This window comes from Nonomuraea sp. NPDC049750, from assembly GCF_040659625.1.
GTDB lineage: Bacteria > Actinomycetota > Actinomycetes > Streptosporangiales > Streptosporangiaceae > Nonomuraea.
The window spans coordinates 307230-322904 of record NZ_JBFANB010000012.1 but is presented as its reverse complement, the minus strand read 5'-3'; the positions used below and the strand labels follow the sequence as shown (position 1 = coordinate 322904).

Annotated in this window: 14 protein-coding genes, 1 other RNA gene and 1 pseudogene; 8 read left to right on the top strand and 8 right to left on the bottom strand. The window is 68.4% G+C overall.

What is annotated here, in order from left to right; translation table 11 throughout:
• Positions 1-14 precede the first annotated feature (14 nt).
• Positions 15-539, bottom strand: a complete 525-nt coding sequence (locus AB0J16_RS29970) for a hypothetical protein (RefSeq protein ID WP_358545304.1) — start codon at positions 537-539, stop codon at positions 15-17.
• 270 nt (positions 540-809) lie between these two features.
• On the opposite strand from AB0J16_RS29970, the gene AB0J16_RS29965 reads away from it, so the two are divergent.
• The 3 genes and pseudogenes from AB0J16_RS29965 (at position 810) to AB0J16_RS29955 (ending at position 2136) form a co-directional block, all read left to right on the top strand.
• Positions 810-986, top strand: a complete 177-nt coding sequence (locus tag AB0J16_RS29965) for a helix-turn-helix domain-containing protein (RefSeq protein WP_358545302.1) — start codon at positions 810-812, stop codon at positions 984-986.
• Between the two features lie 230 nt (positions 987-1216).
• A pseudogene (locus AB0J16_RS29960) lies at positions 1217-1381 on the top strand (hypothetical protein); the annotation flags it as partial.
• 512 nt (positions 1382-1893) lie between these two features.
• Positions 1894-2136 carry a tyrosine-type recombinase/integrase gene (locus AB0J16_RS29955; RefSeq protein ID WP_358545319.1) on the top strand — a complete coding sequence of 81 codons (243 nt, stop codon included), beginning with the start codon at positions 1894-1896 and terminating at the stop codon, positions 2134-2136.
• A gap of 54 nt (positions 2137-2190) precedes the next feature.
• Here AB0J16_RS29955 and rnpB read toward each other — a convergent pair.
• The 4 genes from rnpB to AB0J16_RS29935 all read right to left on the bottom strand — a co-directional run bounded on the left by rnpB (position 2191) and on the right by AB0J16_RS29935 (position 5798).
• Positions 2191-2586, bottom strand: an RNA gene (gene rnpB, locus AB0J16_RS29950) — RNase P RNA component class A.
• A gap of 422 nt (positions 2587-3008) precedes the next feature.
• Positions 3009-4220 (bottom strand): bifunctional RNase H/acid phosphatase, encoded by a 1212-nt coding sequence (locus AB0J16_RS29945; RefSeq protein ID WP_358545300.1) that lies wholly within the window; start codon positions 4218-4220, stop codon positions 3009-3011.
• 34 nt (positions 4221-4254) lie between these two features.
• Entirely contained in the window at positions 4255-4995 is a 741-nt protein-coding gene (locus AB0J16_RS29940) for a C4-type zinc ribbon domain-containing protein (RefSeq protein ID WP_358545298.1), read from the bottom strand.
• Positions 4996-4997: 2 nt separating this feature from the next.
• Complete coding sequence (locus AB0J16_RS29935; protein WP_358545318.1) at positions 4998-5798, bottom strand: Nif3-like dinuclear metal center hexameric protein; 801 nt, start codon at positions 5796-5798, stop codon at positions 4998-5000.
• Between the two features lie 114 nt (positions 5799-5912).
• On the opposite strand from AB0J16_RS29935, the gene AB0J16_RS29930 reads away from it, so the two are divergent.
• The 5 genes from AB0J16_RS29930 to AB0J16_RS29910 all read left to right on the top strand — a co-directional run bounded on the left by AB0J16_RS29930 (position 5913) and on the right by AB0J16_RS29910 (position 11957).
• A complete protein-coding gene (locus AB0J16_RS29930; RefSeq protein ID WP_358545296.1) occupies positions 5913-7370 on the top strand; it encodes an NAD(P)/FAD-dependent oxidoreductase in 1458 nt (485 codons plus the stop codon).
• Positions 7371-7447: 77 nt separating this feature from the next.
• Positions 7448-8230, top strand: a complete 783-nt coding sequence (locus AB0J16_RS29925; RefSeq protein WP_358545294.1) for a GNAT family N-acetyltransferase — start codon at positions 7448-7450, stop codon at positions 8228-8230.
• Between the two features lie 69 nt (positions 8231-8299).
• Positions 8300-9730: an Nramp family divalent metal transporter gene (locus AB0J16_RS29920; protein ID WP_358545292.1), complete on the top strand. Its 1431-nt coding sequence runs from the start codon at positions 8300-8302 to the stop codon at positions 9728-9730.
• Positions 9731-9782: 52 nt separating this feature from the next.
• Entirely contained in the window at positions 9783-10739 is a 957-nt protein-coding gene (locus AB0J16_RS29915) for a WYL domain-containing protein (RefSeq protein ID WP_358545317.1), read from the top strand.
• 93 nt (positions 10740-10832) lie between these two features.
• On the top strand, positions 10833-11957 hold the full coding sequence (locus AB0J16_RS29910) for a C45 family peptidase (RefSeq protein WP_358545290.1): 1125 nt from the start codon (positions 10833-10835) through the stop codon (positions 11955-11957).
• Here AB0J16_RS29910 and AB0J16_RS29905 read toward each other — a convergent pair.
• Genes AB0J16_RS29905 through AB0J16_RS29895 form a run of 3 tightly spaced genes read right to left on the bottom strand, consistent with a single transcriptional unit; the run spans position 11929 to position 15550 of the window.
• Positions 11929-13413 carry an AMP-binding protein gene (locus tag AB0J16_RS29905; protein ID WP_358545289.1) on the bottom strand — a complete coding sequence of 495 codons (1485 nt, stop codon included), beginning with the start codon at positions 13411-13413 and terminating at the stop codon, positions 11929-11931. The two genes, AB0J16_RS29910 and AB0J16_RS29905, sit on opposite strands and share 29 nt — an antisense overlap.
• Complete coding sequence (locus AB0J16_RS29900) at positions 13413-14387, bottom strand: acyl-CoA dehydrogenase family protein (RefSeq protein WP_358545287.1); 975 nt, start codon at positions 14385-14387, stop codon at positions 13413-13415. Before AB0J16_RS29900 ends, AB0J16_RS29905 begins: the two co-directional genes overlap by 1 nt.
• Positions 14384-15550 (bottom strand): acyl-CoA dehydrogenase family protein, encoded by a 1167-nt coding sequence (locus AB0J16_RS29895; RefSeq protein ID WP_357642247.1) that lies wholly within the window; start codon positions 15548-15550, stop codon positions 14384-14386. The genes AB0J16_RS29900 and AB0J16_RS29895 overlap by 4 nt, the downstream gene beginning before the upstream one ends.
• Between the last annotated feature and the right edge of the window lie 125 nt (positions 15551-15675).

Genomic DNA, 15675 nt, shown 5'->3' with positions numbered 1-15675 from the left:
GGATCAGGCTGCCCTCAGCTTCTGCTCCCTGCTGCGACAGGACGCAGGAGAAGGTCTTTCACCTCCTCACGAATCGGTGCGCCGCACGGCGCACCTTTAAAGACGTACAGAAAGTTCTCACAGACCAGAGACGCGACAGAGAAGTATACGTTGTGGCTGCTGAGTAGTTCGTGAGCTTGGTCAAGCGTTCGATCGGCGTTGGCTTTGTCACCCATCAACGCGAAGCCGTACGCGGCCTTTGTGGCTGCGATCGCACCGAGCCGGGTTTCAGGACGAGCCTGAGCCGTTGCGGCTTGAGCGCGGTCAACCGCGGTGCCCCCGTCGCGCATGTCGCCGGCCAGTTGGCTCTTCTGGGCCAGGACGAACGTGGTCAGGTCGGGGACACCTGTTGCGTGCGACCACTCCAACGCTCTGTCCGTCCAGAACTGGGCAGAACGGAAGTCGCCAGCGTCCTGGTACAACCAACCGCACAGTTCAGCGAATTGAGTCTGGACGTAGAGGAGCTCTGCTGCGTCGACACCCTGGTAGACCTGGCGCAACTGCCTGATGGCATCGATCTGGCCTTCTACTGTGGGGATAACTCGTAGCGGTCCCAAAAGGTTGCCGTTGTCAATGAGGACACGACGGAGCTGCCGGAAGTGCTCGGCTGGCTTGAGGTTCGGGCCAAGAGTGGCCTGTGGGGAGCAGCGGCACAAGCCCGCGAATACAACCGAGCAGGACGCGAAGAACTCGCCTACGAACAGGCATGCAGTTCGTCCACACCGCTCGCCGCCTGACCATCCCTCAGAACGCGAACGGAGTACGTACCAGTGACTAAGGATGAACGGTTGTGGACGCTCGAGGAGGTTTCCGAGTTTCTTGGTATTCCTGTCGGCACGCTGTACCAGTGGCGTGCTCGTCGGATCGGGCCACGCGGCAGACGCGTCGGGAAGTACGTGCCCTATCTGCCCGCTGACGTGCGTACCTGGTTCCAGGAGCAGCCATGACGGTCTACGACCGCTGGCACAAATCGCACCCCAAGGTAGGCGAGAAAACTTGTCCTGACCATCGCAAAGTGCCGACAACAGATCACGGCGTCGGTGACCGCTGGTAAGTCCGTTACCGTGATGAGAACAGTGATCAGCGCAAGCGGAACTTTGCTTGGCGTGCCGACGCCGAGCGATTCGACGCCACGCGTAAGGCCGACGAATCGCGTGGTGAATGGATTGACCCACGCTTGGGGCAAACCCGGTTTGCTGACTACGCCCCGACATGGATGGCCTCACGCCTGCACAAACCGGGCACGGCTGAGCGCTACGCCATCGTCATCAGGAATCACATCAGCCCGACCTTCGGCAGCGTCGGCGTAGGCAGTATTCGACCGACCGCCGTAGAGGCATGGGTCAAAAGCCTTCAGTCCAAGGGCCTCGCGCCTCGAACGATCGAGACCGTGTATACGATCTTCGCGAGCATCATGCGCGGAGCTGTCCGAGACGATCTTATCCGCAAGACGCCGTGTGTGGACATCCGCTTGCCATATGCGAGCAAGACCACGATCCGACTCTTGACCACCGATCAAGTTGTCGCGCTGCACCGGGTAATGATCTCGGAGTACCGCACACTCGTTCTGGTCGGCGCTGGCTCAGGACTTCGTCAAGGTGAAGCGTTCGGACTGGCCAGAGGTCGGCTCGACTTCAACACGGGCGTGATCACAGTCGATCAACAGGTAGTCGTGGTGAAGAGCCGGCCTATCCTCGGGACGCCAAAGAGCCCTGCATCGGTGCGCGAGGTGCCCATGCCGACGTTTCTCGCTGACGCTCTGACAAAGCACATCACGATCTACGACCCGCCTGACGTCGTGTTCCGTACAGCGCTGCGAGGCAACCTGATCCGCGCCATTACTTCAATGACCGGATCTGGAAGCCCGCGATCAAGGCCGCTGGGTTGTTCGCGGACACGACGTTCCACGACCTGCGGCACACTTTCGCCAGTACGGCTCTCGCTGAGGGCGTGCCGATCTCTGAGGTGTCCAAGTGGCTCGGGCACGAGTCGATCACTACCACCGTGGATCTGTACGGCCATCTCATTCCGGAAGCCTCCGCGCGGGCTCGGGAAGCGCTCGACAAGGCGTTCCGCTCGTCGCTGGATGTGCCCTGAGAATGCCCTGATCATGGGCATGCCTCATCCCAGCCCTGGTCAGAGTGAGATGAGAAGACGAGTCGGCCTGTAGGCCGGGTTCTGTCCTTCGTCGGAACGAAGGGGCGACCATCCATCTAGGGCCGTCGTTGCCGGCGGCCTCAAGCGGTCTACCCGCGCGGCTCGGGCGGGCAGCCCTCGAACGTCGCGCGCGGGACGCTCCGGAGAGCGTCCCTTCTTGACCTTGCTCCGGGTGGGGTTTACCTAGCCGCCCACGTCACCGTGGGCGCTGGTGGTCTCTTACACCACCGTTTCACCCTTACCTCCAGAAAAATCTGGAGGCGGTTTGCTTTCTGTGGCACTGTCCCGCGGATCGCCCCGGGTCGGCGTTACCGACCACCCTGCCCTGTGGAGCCCGGACCTTCCTCGGCGGGCCCGCGAAGGGCCCGACGCGGCCGCCCGGCCGACTCGTCTAGCTGGAAGTTTATCAAAGCTCCTTGACGCGCTCCCCGCCCTATAGAGGCGAAGATTCCCGTACTGCTTACGCAGCAGTCCATGCCACGTAAGCAGCATGAACTATGGAACAGGATGCTTGACGCTTCACCGACCCGCCTACCGGCAAGTCTCCACGTCCTGTCACCGCCCGTCCGGCGGCCTCGTCGTACCGATGAATCCAGGAAGTGATCTCACAGCGAGCTTGGTTATCGCTTGCCAGTTCGATCACAGAAACCTTACCGTACGCAATTGAGTCGTCGCAACCAGTTCCGATCGCTGCACGATCACGTCCCAACGGGCACTCACACGCGGGCCCACACCATCCCGCCTTAAGACGGAAGCACCGGCCCGCATCTCGGTAGATCTACAGTCGGTTGGCAGGATGGCAGCGCGGGATGTCAGTGTAGATGGGAGGTGTCGTTGAAGGACTTCACCACGGACTGGCCGTCTGCGTAGTGCTCGATCAGCGACAGGCAGGCCAGGTCCAGGTGCATGCGGTACAGCGCGGCCGGAGGTGCCATCAGTGCGAACCGCAGCAGCGTTTTGATGGGCGTCACGTGCGACACGATCAGGACCGTCCGGCCCTCATACCGCTCGACCAGGCGCTCCTCCGCTCGCTTGACGCGCTCCGCCACGGCCTCGAAGCTCTCGCCGTCCGGAGGTGCGACAGTCGGGTCGGCGAGCCAGGCGGCCAGTTCGGCGGGCCAGCCGCGCTGGATCTCCGTGAACGTGTGGCCCTCCCAGGCGCCGAAATCGACCTCCCTGAGGTCATCGTCCGCCTCCACGGTGAGCCCTGTGCGCTGGGCGACCGCCTCCGCAGTCTGCCGGGCGCGCTTGAGGGGGGAGCTGACGATCACGTCCAGGTGGTACGGCTCGCGGGACAGTCGCTCGGCGGCGGCCGATGCCTGGGCCAGGCCATTGGGGGTGAGTTCGGCGTCGCCCAGGCCGGAGAAGCGGCGGTCGACGGACAGTGGGGTCTCGCCGTGGCGCAGCAGAAGCAGGGAGGTCGCCACTCGGGTCGGTGGGGCCCAGCCGGTGCCGCGATTGCGCTGCTGGTTGGTGGCCAGGGAGGCGGTGGGGGCTGACAAGTCGGAAATGTCCGCCGCCGCCACGTCCAGGAGATCCGTCTGTTGGGCGGATGTGGAGGTGGGCGGCGAGACCGTGAAGGCCGCGCGGCCCGCCTTCCAGGTCAGGCCCTTGGCCGCGGCGTCCATCGCCTCGTTGGCCAGGCGGTCCGCGTGCCGGTTCTGGTCGCGCGGGATCCAGGTCCACGCCGTCACCCGCAGCCGTCTGGCCAGTTTGCCGGCCTCCATGGCGAGCGGGCGCAGGCCCTCGTTCTTGATCTTCCAGCGGCCGGCCATCTGCTCGATGACCAGTTTGGAGTCCATGCGTACCGCGACCTGGGCGCCCTCGCCTCCCACCGCGAGCACCGACGTCAGCCCGGCGATCAGCCCCCGGTATTCGGCCACGTTGTTGGTCGTGACGCCGATCGCCTCCGCCGCCTCCGCCAGCACCTGGCGGTCGGTGGCGTCCATGACCACGGCGCCGTAGCCGGCGGGCCCGGGGTTACCGCGCGAGCCGCCGTCCGCTTCGATGATGTAGGAGCTCATAGCCCTGACTCTGATGTACGTACGGTGTAGGAGGTCATAGCCCTGACTCTGGAGTACGTACGAGGATGCGGCGGCACTCCTCGCAACGCAGCACCTCGTCGTGCGGCGCGGCCTTGATGCGGTTCATCTCGGCGATCGACAAAGCCACCTTGCAGCCCTGGCACCGGCCGCCCCTGAGCATGGCGGCGCCCACGCCGTACTGGTCCTTGAGCTTGGTGTAGAGCGCGAGCAGGTCGGCGGGGATCTCGGCGGCGACGGCGGCGCGGCTGGTCTGGGCCTCGCCCGCCTCCTTGTCGAGGTCGACGAGCAGGGCGTCGCGGCGGTCCTCGGCGGCGGCGCGCGTGGCGGCGATCTCGTCGCGCTGCGCGATCAGGTCGAGGACCTTGCTGTCGGCGGCCTCGCGGCGTTCCATGATCTCCAGCACGACCTCTTCGAGGTCGCCCTGGCGCTTGTGCAGGGAGGCGATCTCGGACTGGAGGCTCGCCAGGTCCTTGGGCGAGCTGACCGCGCCGGAGTCGAGCCGCTTCTGGTCGCGGTCGGCGCGGGTGCGGACGGCGTCGACGTCGTTCTCGGCCTTGGCCTGCTCGCGGGCCAGGTCGCCGGCCTCGGTCTCGGCGCCGATCACGTCGGTGGCGAGCTTGGCGTAGCGCTTCGACTGCTCGTCGATCTCCGCCAGCTCCGGCATCGTACGGCGGCGGTGCGCCAGCCGGTCGACCACGGAGTCAACGTCAGCCAGGTCGAGCAGTCGTTTCTGGGCCTCGGGGGCTGCTTTCATGATCAATATCCTCTTGTCCAAGCATCGGTGACCGTGGCGGAGACACGCGTCTCAACGGTAACGCCACTCGAACCCAGGATGGACGCAGCACTGTCAAGCCATGGCCACTCGGTGGCCCAGTGCCCGGCGTCGATCAGCGCGGGGCCGCCCTCCTCGATGAATTCGCTGGTGGGATGGTGTCTCAGGTCCGCCGTGAGGAACACGTCCACTCCCGCGGCGCGGACCGTACCGAGGAGCGAATCGCCCGCTCCTCCACTGACGGCCACGCGTGTGACGCGGCGGGACAGCTCGCCCGCGACGCGGATGCCCTGCGCGGTCTCCGGCAGCCCCGCGACCGCCCGCTCGGCGAACTCCCCCAGCGTCATCGCCGACTCCAGGTCGCCGATGCGGCCGAGCCCGCGCCAGGGATCGTCGGGGAAGGGCCGCAGCGGGACCAGGTCACCGGTCAGGCCGACGGCGCGGGCCAGGGCGTCGGAGACGCCGGGGTTCGCCACGTCGGCGTTGGTGTGGGCGGTGTAGAGGGCGATGTCGTTCTTTATCAGGTTGTGGAGCAGGCGGCCCTTGGGCGTGGTCGCGGCGACGCTCGTCGTGCCGCGCAGGTAGAGGGGATGGTGGGTGACGATCAGGTCGGCGCCCCACTCGACGGCCTCGGTGGCGACGGCCGCGACCGGGTCGACCGCGAACAGCACCCGCCGCACCTCCTGCGCCGGGTCTCCGCAGACCAGGCCCACCGCGTCCCAGGACTCGGCTCGGGCGGGCGGGTAGGCCGCCTCGAGCTCCTTGATCACATCCGCCAGCGTCACTCCAGCCACCAGCGCAGACTACCGGCCGCCCGGCCCCGGTACGTGATCGGCGAGGGGTGTCGTCCGCGCGACGCTCGGCGTAACGTAAGTGGATCCTGACATGTGGAGGCTGGCATGGCGCCGAGGGTCGCGATCATCGGAGCGGGGTTCGGCGGATTGTGCATGGCGATCCAGCTCGAACGGGCCGGGATCGGCTCCTACACGGTCTTCGAGAAGGCGGACGGCCTGGGCGGCACCTGGCGCGACAACAGCTATCCGGGTGCGGGCTGCGACATCCCGTCGCACCTTTACTCCTACTCTTTCGAGAAATATGCGAGCTGGACCCGCCGCTACCCAGAACAGCCCGAAATTCTGGCCTATCTAGAGCATTGCGCTGATAAATACGGTGTCAGGCGAAAAATCCGCTTCGGCAGCGAGGTCGAAGCAGCCGTCTTCGACGGCTCCCACTGGCAGGTCAGTACGGCCGGCACCACCGAGGCCGCCGGCACCACTGAGACCTTCGATGTCGTCGTCATGAGCGTCGGCCAGCTCAACCGCCCCCAGCTCCCCGACATAACCGGAATATCAGACTTCGAGGGCACATCCTTCCACTCCGCCCGCTGGAACCACGACCACGATCTCACCGGCAGGCGGGTCGCGGTGATCGGCAACGGCTCCTCGGCCGCCCAGCTCATCCCGCGCGTCGCCGCCGAGGCCGACCACCTGACGGTGTTCCAGCGCACCCCGAACTGGGTGATCCCCAAGCCCGACGCCACCTTCGGCCCCTTGACCAGGCTGGCGTTCCACTTCGTCCCCGGCCTCCAGCGCGCCTACCGCGAGTGGCTCTACCGGTACGCCGAGAACACCCTCTACCCCGCCCTGGCGCAGGGCTGGAGCGTCGGCCTGCTCAAGAAGCGGGCTCTGGACCACCTCCGCGACCAGGTCCCCGACCCGGCGCTGCGCGCCAAGCTCACCCCCGGCTACCCGCCGGGCTGCAAGCGGGTCGTCATCGACAGCTCCTTCTATCCGGCCCTGACCAGGCCGAACGTGGACGTGGCGACAGAGCGGATCGTACGGATCACGCCGAAGGGCATCGAGACCACCGATCGGCCGTACGAGGTGGACACGATCGTGTATGCCACCGGATTCAGGAGCACGGAGTTCCTCGCGCCGATGGAGGTCTCGGGGCGGGGCGGCCAGTCGCTGCGGGAGCGGTGGAAGCGCGGGGCGGAGGCGTACCTGGGCATCTCGGTGCCGGACTTCCCGAACCTGTTTCTGCTGTACGGGCCGAACACGAACCTGGGCCACAACTCGATCATCTTCATGATCGAATGCCAGGTGAACCACATCATGTCCTGCCTGCCGTACCTCTCGGAGCGAGGACCGATCGAGGTGCGGCCCGAGGCGATGGCGGCGTGGAGCAGGCAGCTCGACGCGGCGATGGCGCGGATGGTGTGGGGCAACGGCTGCCAGAGCTGGTACAAAACGGCCGAAGGCCGCGTCACCAACAACTGGCCCGGCCCCACGACGCTCTACCGCCGCTTGACGGCCCGGCCGCCGCACACCGCCTACCGCCCGACCGGCTCCGCGTAGAGACACCGTCCGACCGGCTCCGCGTAGAGACACCGCTCAGGATGGCTGGTCTGACCTGCGGCGGGTAGAAATCCGCAATGACGAGTGCGGAAGCGGCCGCCGCCCGCGAAGCGGCCGAGAAGACCGGTGTGACGATCCGCGAGCTGCGCGAGATCCACGATTTCCAGGAGGTCTACCGGCTGTACGACGACATCTGGCACCCCGACCCGCGCAACGCGCCCGTGCCGGTGGAGCTGATGATCGGCTTCGCCCACACGGGCGGTTACGTAGCCGGAGCCTACGAGGGCGACCGGCTGGTCGGGGCCTCGGTGGGCTTCCTCGCGGCGGACCGGACATTGCACTCGCACGTGACCGGGGCGGTGATCGGGCGCGGCATCGGCTACGCGCTCAAGCTGCACCAGCGGGCCTGGTGCCTGGAGCGCGGGCTGGAGAAGGTCACCTGGACCTTCGACCCGCTCGTACGCAGGAACGCCCGCTTCAACCTGACCAAGCTGGGCGCCCGGCCGGAGCGGTACCTGGAGGACTTCTACGGCGTCATGGCCGACGCGATCAACGAGGGGGACGCCTCCGACCGGCTGCTCGCCGTCTGGCGGTTGAGGGAGTCGCCGCCGGAGCCGTCCGCCGGGCCGTACACGCGGGGGGTGGAAGTGGCCGGGAATCGGCCGGTGATCGGCCTGGCCGACGGACCGGTGGTGCTGGTGGCGACGCCGTACGACATCGAGACGCTGCGCCGTGAGGACCCTGAGGCGGCCCGCGCGTGGCGGCTGGCGCTGCGGGAAGTGCTCGGCGGGCTGATGGGGTCGGGCGAGCGTGTCACCGGGTTCACCGACGACGGGGAATATGTGATCGAAATGGACTGACTACCTATTCCACTCGGCTTTCGGATCTCTGTAATGTGGCGCTTACGCACGTCGAACAAGGAGATCCGCATGGCGGAATTCACCCCGACCGTTCCTGCGCGAGTCCTACCCCCCGTCTCCGTCCGAGACCTTCCGGAGCCTCCCCGATCGAGTTGGCGCATCATCGGCCCCGGCCTGGTCGGCGCGGGGGTCGGGCTGGCGTCCGGCGAGTTCATCCTCTGGCCGTACATCGCCTCCCAGGTCGGCCTGGTCTTCATCTGGGGCGCCGCGATCGGCATCATCACCCAGTGGTTCCTCAACATGGAGATCGAGCGCTACACGCTGGCCACCGGCGAGACCGCGCTGACCGGTTTCAGCAGGATGTGGAAGCACTGGAGCCTCGTCTTCGTCGTGATGACGCTCTGCTCGAACCTGTGGCCCGGCTGGGTGACCACGTCGGCCACGATGATGACCTACCTGACCGGCACGGGCGCCGGCAGCGTGCGCTGGATCGCGATCGGCATGCTGCTGGTGATCGCGATCGGCCTGACGATGGCGCCCGTCATCTACACCATGCTGGAACGGGTGATCTTCGTGAAGATCGCCCTGGTGGCGACGCTCGCCATTGTCGCGATCCTGTTCGCCATCAACGCCGAGAGCTGGATCGAGCTGGGCAAGGGCCTGAGCGTCGGGGCGGAGTTCCCGGTGCCGCCGCTGGAGTTCGCGGTGCTGATGGGCGCGATCGCGTACGCGGGCGCGGGCGGCGGCCAGAACCTGTGCCAGAGCAACTGGATCCGCGACAAGGGCTTCGGCATGGGCCTGTACGTGCCGCGCCTGGTCAGCCCGGTCACCGGCCAGGAGGAGGCGGCCGCGTCGACGGGCTTCCAGTTCGCCCCGACCAGGGAGAACCTGGCCCGATGGCAGCAGTGGTGGCGCTTCGCGAACATCGAGCAGGCGGCCACGTTCGCGCTGGTGTCGTTCCTGACGATCGCGCTGATGTCGATGCTCGCCTACTCCACGGTGTTCGGTAAGCCGGGGCTGGCCAACGGCATCGGGTTCCTGCAGGTCGAGGGCGAGGCGCTGAAGGCGTCGGTGGGGCCGTGGTTCGGCGTGCTGTTCTGGGTGATCGGGGCGCTGTCGCTGTTCGCCTCGGCCATGGGCATCGTCGACTACACCTCCCGGCTGGCCTCCGACGCGCTGAAGACCATTTACCTGCGGGACAGGGCCATTTCCGAGAACCGCGTGTACTTCTTCATCGTGTGGGCGATGGCGCTGCTCGGCGTCGTGATCCTGCTGCTCGGGTTCGACCAGCCGCTGATCCTGCTGGTGTTCTCAGCCAGTTTCGCGGCGGTGATGATGTTCGTGTACTCGATCCTGCTGATCGTGCTGAACCGCCGGTCGCTGCCGGAAGCCCTCAAGGTCAGGTCGTACCGGCTGGGCGCGCTCGTCTGGTCGATCGCCTTCTTCGGCACACTCACGGTGCTGACGGTGATCCAGCAGGCGAACAAACTGTTCGGCTGAATCCCCCCATCGCGGAACCAGGCTTTCCGCGATGGCGGGCAGACTGGCAGGCATGCTCGACACCTCGGCCCGCCTGCTCAAGCTGCTGTCCCTGCTCCAGGCGCACAAGGACTGGTCGGGCCCCGAGCTGTCCACGCGGCTCGGGGTCTCCACCAGGACGATCCGCAACGACGTCGAGCGGCTGCGCAGCCTCGGCTACCCCGTGCACGCCACGCCGGGTGTCGCGGGCGGCTACCGGCTCGGCGCCGGGGCCGCGCTGCCGCCGCTGCTGCTCGACGACGAGGAGGCCGTCGCGGTGGCCGTCGGTCTCGGCCGCGCGGCGGGCGGCGGCGTCCAGGGCATCGAGGAGACCTCGGTACGCGCCCTGGCCAAGCTGGAGCAGGTGCTGCCGTCGCGGCTGCGGCGCCGGGTCAACGCCCTGAACACCTACACGGTGCAGGTCCCCGGCGACGCCCCGTCGGTGGCGCCCGAGGTGCTGACCACGATCGCCAACGCCGCCCGCGACCACGAGCGGCTCCGCTTCGACTACACCGGCCACGACGGCTCCTCGGCCATGCGCGACGCCGAGCCGCACCGGCTCGTGCACCGGCGCGGCCGGTGGTACCTGGTCGGCTATGACGTCGAGCGGCGGGATTGGCGGACGTTCCGGGTAGACCGCCTCCTGCTGCGAACACCGGCCACGGGACCCCGGTTCACGCCCCGCGAGCTGCCCGGCGACGGTGACGTGGCCGCGTGGGTGGAGAAGGGCGTGACCACCGCGATGTGGCGCTATCACGCGACGGTGCTGCTGCACAGCCCGGCCGAGGTGATGCGCCGGTCGCCGCTGAAGCTGGACATCGAGCCGGTCGACGAGGCCACCTGCCTGGTCAGGCTGAGCGGCGACGACCTGCCGGGGATGGCCGTGTGGATCGGGTTCATCGGGGTGGACTTCGAGGTGCTCGACCCGCCGGAGCTGGCCGAGCACGTACTGCTCCTGGCGGATCGCTACCGACGCGCCGTACGTCGCTGATGGAGACCGTCAGCGGGCGGTAGGAGAGTCGCTGATGGAGACGGTCAGCGGGCGGTAGGAGAACGGTCAGCGCCCGGCGGCAGCCTGGCGGTCATGAAGAACATGACGCAGATCGCGGGCGGCCGGAACGACTTCCAGCTCGTCCGCCACCTGACCCTCCACGGCAGCCAGGTCGAGATCGGCCGGGCGCTCACCGAGGAGGCCCTCAGGCTCGGCTGGGCGCCGACGCCCGCCGACCCCGCCGTCAACCGGGCCCGCCGGACCTGGTTCGAGCGGCACTGGCCCCAGCACCACGCCCGCATGGACGGCGCCGCCGCGGCACTCGGGCTCGACCCCGACCAGGACGAGCTGGCCCTCGACGGGCTGGGTTACATCCCCGCGGGCTCGGGCTGCTCGGCGCTGTGGTGCCCGCCGTCCGCCGGCACCGACGGCCACGGCAGGGTGGGCCGCAACTACGACTTCTTCACCACGACCACCAGCGAGATCATGGGTCAGGCCGCCCGGCCCGGCGAGCTGCCGATGTCGTCCAGGCCGTACGTGATCACCACGGTGCCCGACACCGGCCTGGCCTCCACCGTCATCACGATGTCCGAACTCGACGGCTGCATGGAGGGCGTCAACGAGGCCGGTCTGGTCGTCATGCTGCTCATCGCCGACTTCTCCACCGCCGAGCCGCCGCAGAGCGTCTCGCCGCAGGTGGGGGTGGGCAGCACGCAGTTGCCCCGGTTCGTCGTCGACACCTGCGAGAACGTGGAGCAGGCCAAGCAGGCGCTCCTCGGCGCCAAGCAGTACGACCACGGCGTGCCGCTGCACTACCTCGTCGCCGACGCGCAGGGCCGGGCGTTCGTGTGGGAGCGCGGCCGGGACGGCGCGGAGCACATCATCGAGTTCGGCGACGCGCCGCTCTGCGTCACCAACCACCTCCTGCACCGCAACCCCGACCCGATGAACCTGCCCGAGGACACCGAGTCGAGCTTCCAGACGTACGGGCGGCTGCGTTCGCTGTACGAGCGGAGCAAGGGCGCGCTGATGTCACCCGAGGACCTGCGCGCGAGCCTGCTGGCGGTGCGGCCGGACCCGGCGCTGCCGTTCCGCACGGTCTGGAGCACGGTCTTCGCCCCGGCCGACCGCACGCTGTCGACCCGGTTCTACCTGGGCGACGAGAAGGGGTACACCGACGAGCTGGTCTTCACCGCGAGTCGAGGTACTCCTGCCTGACCTTGGACCGTGACAGCTTCCCCGTCGGCGTGCGGGGCAGCGCGTCCCGGTATTGGATCACCTTCGGGTGCTTGAACCGGGCGATGCGCGGCTCGCAGTGCCGCAGCAGCTCGGCGGTGAGCTCGGGGTCGCCCGTGACGCCCGCCACCGGCTGGACGAGGGCGACCACGCTGTGCCCCCACTCCTCGTCGGGCACCCCGATGACGGCCACGTCCGCCACGAGGGGGTGCTCCAGCAGCGCGGCCTCGATCTCGGCCGGGTAAATGTTGACCCCGCCGGAGACGATCAGGTCGGTGCGCCGGTCGCACAGGAACAGGAAGCCGTCCTTGTCGAGGTAGCCGATGTCGCCGGGGGTGTACCACTCGCCGCGCATGCTGGCGGCCGTCTTCGCCGGGTCCTTGCGGTATTCGAAGGTGCCCAGGCTGGACTTGACGTAGATCATGCCGGGCTCGCCGGTCGGCAGCTCCTGGCCGGCCTCGTCGAGGATCCTGACCTCGAAGGTGGGCGCCGGCTTGCCCACGGTGCCAGGCCGGGCCAGCCAGTCGTGCGGCTTGACCGAGAAGGCGATCGTCGACTCGGTCGAGCCGTAGTACTCGTAGAGCACCGGCCCCCACCAGTCCATGATCCCCTGCTTGACCGCGACCGGGCAGGCCGCTCCGGTGTGGATGACCTGCCGCAGGCTCGACACGTCGTAGCGCGCTTTGACCTCCTCCGACAGCCGCAGCATCCGGTGGAACATGGTCGGGACCATCATCGCGTTCGTCACCTGGTGGCGCTCGACCAGCTCCAGGATGTTCTCCGGCTCGAAGCGCGGCGTGATCACCACGGTGTGGCCGAGATGCAGCGCGAACTGCGTGTGGGCGCACGGCGCCGAGTGGTACATCGGCGAGGTGACCAGGTGCACGGCCTCCCCCGGCACCAGGTCGACGATCTCGCCGAGAAACCAGGCATAGAGCGGGACGACCGCCTCGGGCTCGGCGCCGGACAGCGGCCGCTGCACGCCTTTGGGGAAGCCGGTGGTGCCGGAGGTGTACCACATGACGGCCCCGCCGGCCCGCCCGCCGGGCGCGTCCGTGGGCTGCCCCTCGGCCAGCCCGGCCGTGCCGATCTCGCTCCCGGGTACGTGGCCGTCGGCGGTGACCACGATCTTCGCGTCGCAGTCCGCCAGGATGTAGGCCACCTCCGCCTCGGTGAGATGCCAGTTGATCGGCACGTAGTAGAGGCCGATCTGCCCGGTCGCCATGATCATGATCACCGCGTCGAGGCCGTTCGGCAGCACGCCGGCCACCACGTCACGGTCGGTCAGCCCACGGGCGCGCAGGCCGTGCGACACCTGGTTGACCCGGGCGAGCAGCTCGCCGTACGTGGTCCGGGACCCGTCCACGTCGATGACCGCGAGCCGGTCCGGGTCGGCGGCGGCGATCGCGTAGAAGCCGGGAAGTCCGCTGATGTCCATCACAGCTCCAGCAGCTCGGCGAGGCGGGCCCGGTGGATTCGGGGCGGGCCGAGCAGCACTTCGTCGGCCTTGGCCCGTTTGTAGAACAGGTGCGCGTCGTGCTCCCAGGTGTAGCCGATGCCGCCGTACAGCAGCAGGTGGTCGCGAGCCACCTCGAAACAGGCCCGCCCCACGTACGCCTGGGCGAGCGCGGCGGCGGCGGGCAGCTCCTCCGGCGACTCGTCGGCGGCCCAGGCGGCGAAGCGGACGATGGACTCGGCCTGCTCCAGCTTGCAGTGCATGTCGGCGAGCTTGTGCTTGACCCCCTGGTAGGAGCCGATGTAGCGGCCGAAGGCGACCCTGATCTTGGCGTAGGCGACGATGGCGGCCAGCGCGGCGCGCAGCACGCCCAGCTGCTCGGCCGCCAGCGCCACGGCGAGCAGGTCGTCGACGCCGTCCGGCAGCGGGCCGAGCTCACGGCGGGGCACGCCGGCCGGCTCCACGCGGGCCTGGCCGCGGGTCAGGTCGAGCGTCTCCAGGGCGGTCCTGGTGACGCCGGGCGCGGTGAGGTCGACGGCCGTCAGGACCCCGCCCTCGCGCAGCAGCAGGACGTCGGCCTCCATCCCGTTGAGCACCCGGTCGAGCGGGCCGGTGGCGAGTGTGGCGGCGATCCGGCCTTCGGCGATGGCGGTCAGCAGCTCCTTGTCCGGCACCCGGGACAGCGCGATCGTGGCGAACGCCGTGGCCAGGAAGGGTCCGGGCAGCAGCGCGGCGCCCGTCTCCTCCAGCGCCACGGCCAGCTCCGCGAAGCCCGCGCCCGCCCCGCCGTACTCCTCCGGGATGATCAGCCCGGACAAGCCGAGCTCGCCGTTCAGCCGCGCGTACACCTCCCGGTCGTAACCCTCGCGGACCTTGGTCAGCGGCGAGGCGGCGGCCAGGAACGAGCGGACGGCGGCGCGGAGCTCCTGCTGCTCCTGGCTGAGTACGAGCTTCACCCCTGCGTCCCCACCTTCAGGTCCTTGAACGGCACGGTCTTGTCCACCCGCGGCTCGGGCGGCAGGTTCAGCACGCGGTCGCCGATGATGTTGCGCATGATCTCGTTGGTGCCGCCGCCCAGCGACATGCCGGGCGCCATGGAGATCGCCTGCGCCAGCGGGTGGCCGCCGACGACCGCCTCGGGCCCGACGAGCCGGGTCGCGAGGTCGGCCTGGTACAGGTACAGCTCGGCCAGCAGCAGCTTGGCGGCGCTGCCGCGGGCACCGGGGAAGATGCCCGCCTTGGTCTCCTGGGAGAGGCGCTGGTTGAACAGGGCGAGCGCCCGCGAGCGGATGTGCAGCTCGACCAGCTCGTCCCTGACCAGCGGGTCGGTGGTGTCGACCACCTGGCGCAGCGCCGCCAGGGAGGTGGGGTCGTCCTTGCCCTGGCCCATGCCGACGCCCGCCGAGATCGACAGCCGCTCGTGCAGGAGCGTCGTGACGGCCACGCTCCAGCCGTCGTTGACCTCGCCGACGCGGTGCGCGTCGGGGATGGGGACGTCGTCGAAGAAGATCTCGTTGAAGTTGGCCCGGCCGGTCATGTCTTTGAGCGGCCGGATCGTGACGCCCGGATGGCGCATGTCGACCACGAACATGGTCAGGCCCTTGTGCTTGGGCACCTCGACGTCGGTGCGGGCCAGCAGCAGCCCCCAGTCGGCGTGGTGGGCGACCGAGGTCCAGACCTTCTGGCCGTTGACGATCCAGTCGTCGCCGTCGCGTACGGCCCTGGTCTGCAAGCTGGCCACGTCGCTGCCCGCGCCGGGCTCCGAGAAGAGCTGGCACCAGATCTCCTCGCCGCGCAGCAGCGGCCGGACGAAGCGTTCGCGCTGCTCGTCGGTGCCCCGGTCGACCAGCGTCGGGCCCGTCATGCCCAGGCCGATCGAGAAGACGTAGGTGGGCAAGGTGAAGTCACGGGCCGCGGCGGCGAACGCGCGCTCCTCCGCCTGCGTCAGCCCCTGACCGCCCCAGCGGGCCGGCCAGGTGATGCCGGAGTATCCGGCGTCGTAGAGCCGGGCCATGAAGTCCTTGGCCCTGGCGACCGGGTCGGCCTCCGGGGAGTCACCGGCCGGAGCGTTTTCGAGGAGCCAGGCCCTGGCGGCATGCCGATACTCATCAAGGTTCACATCGTCTCCCTGACATCAGTGCTCACTTACTCTAACCAGCCGAATGCGGCACGCATAGAGCGCCATTCGGTTGGCGTTTTATCCGGATTTGTCGCCGAATCTCCGTTAATTAGGATGGGGGCTAC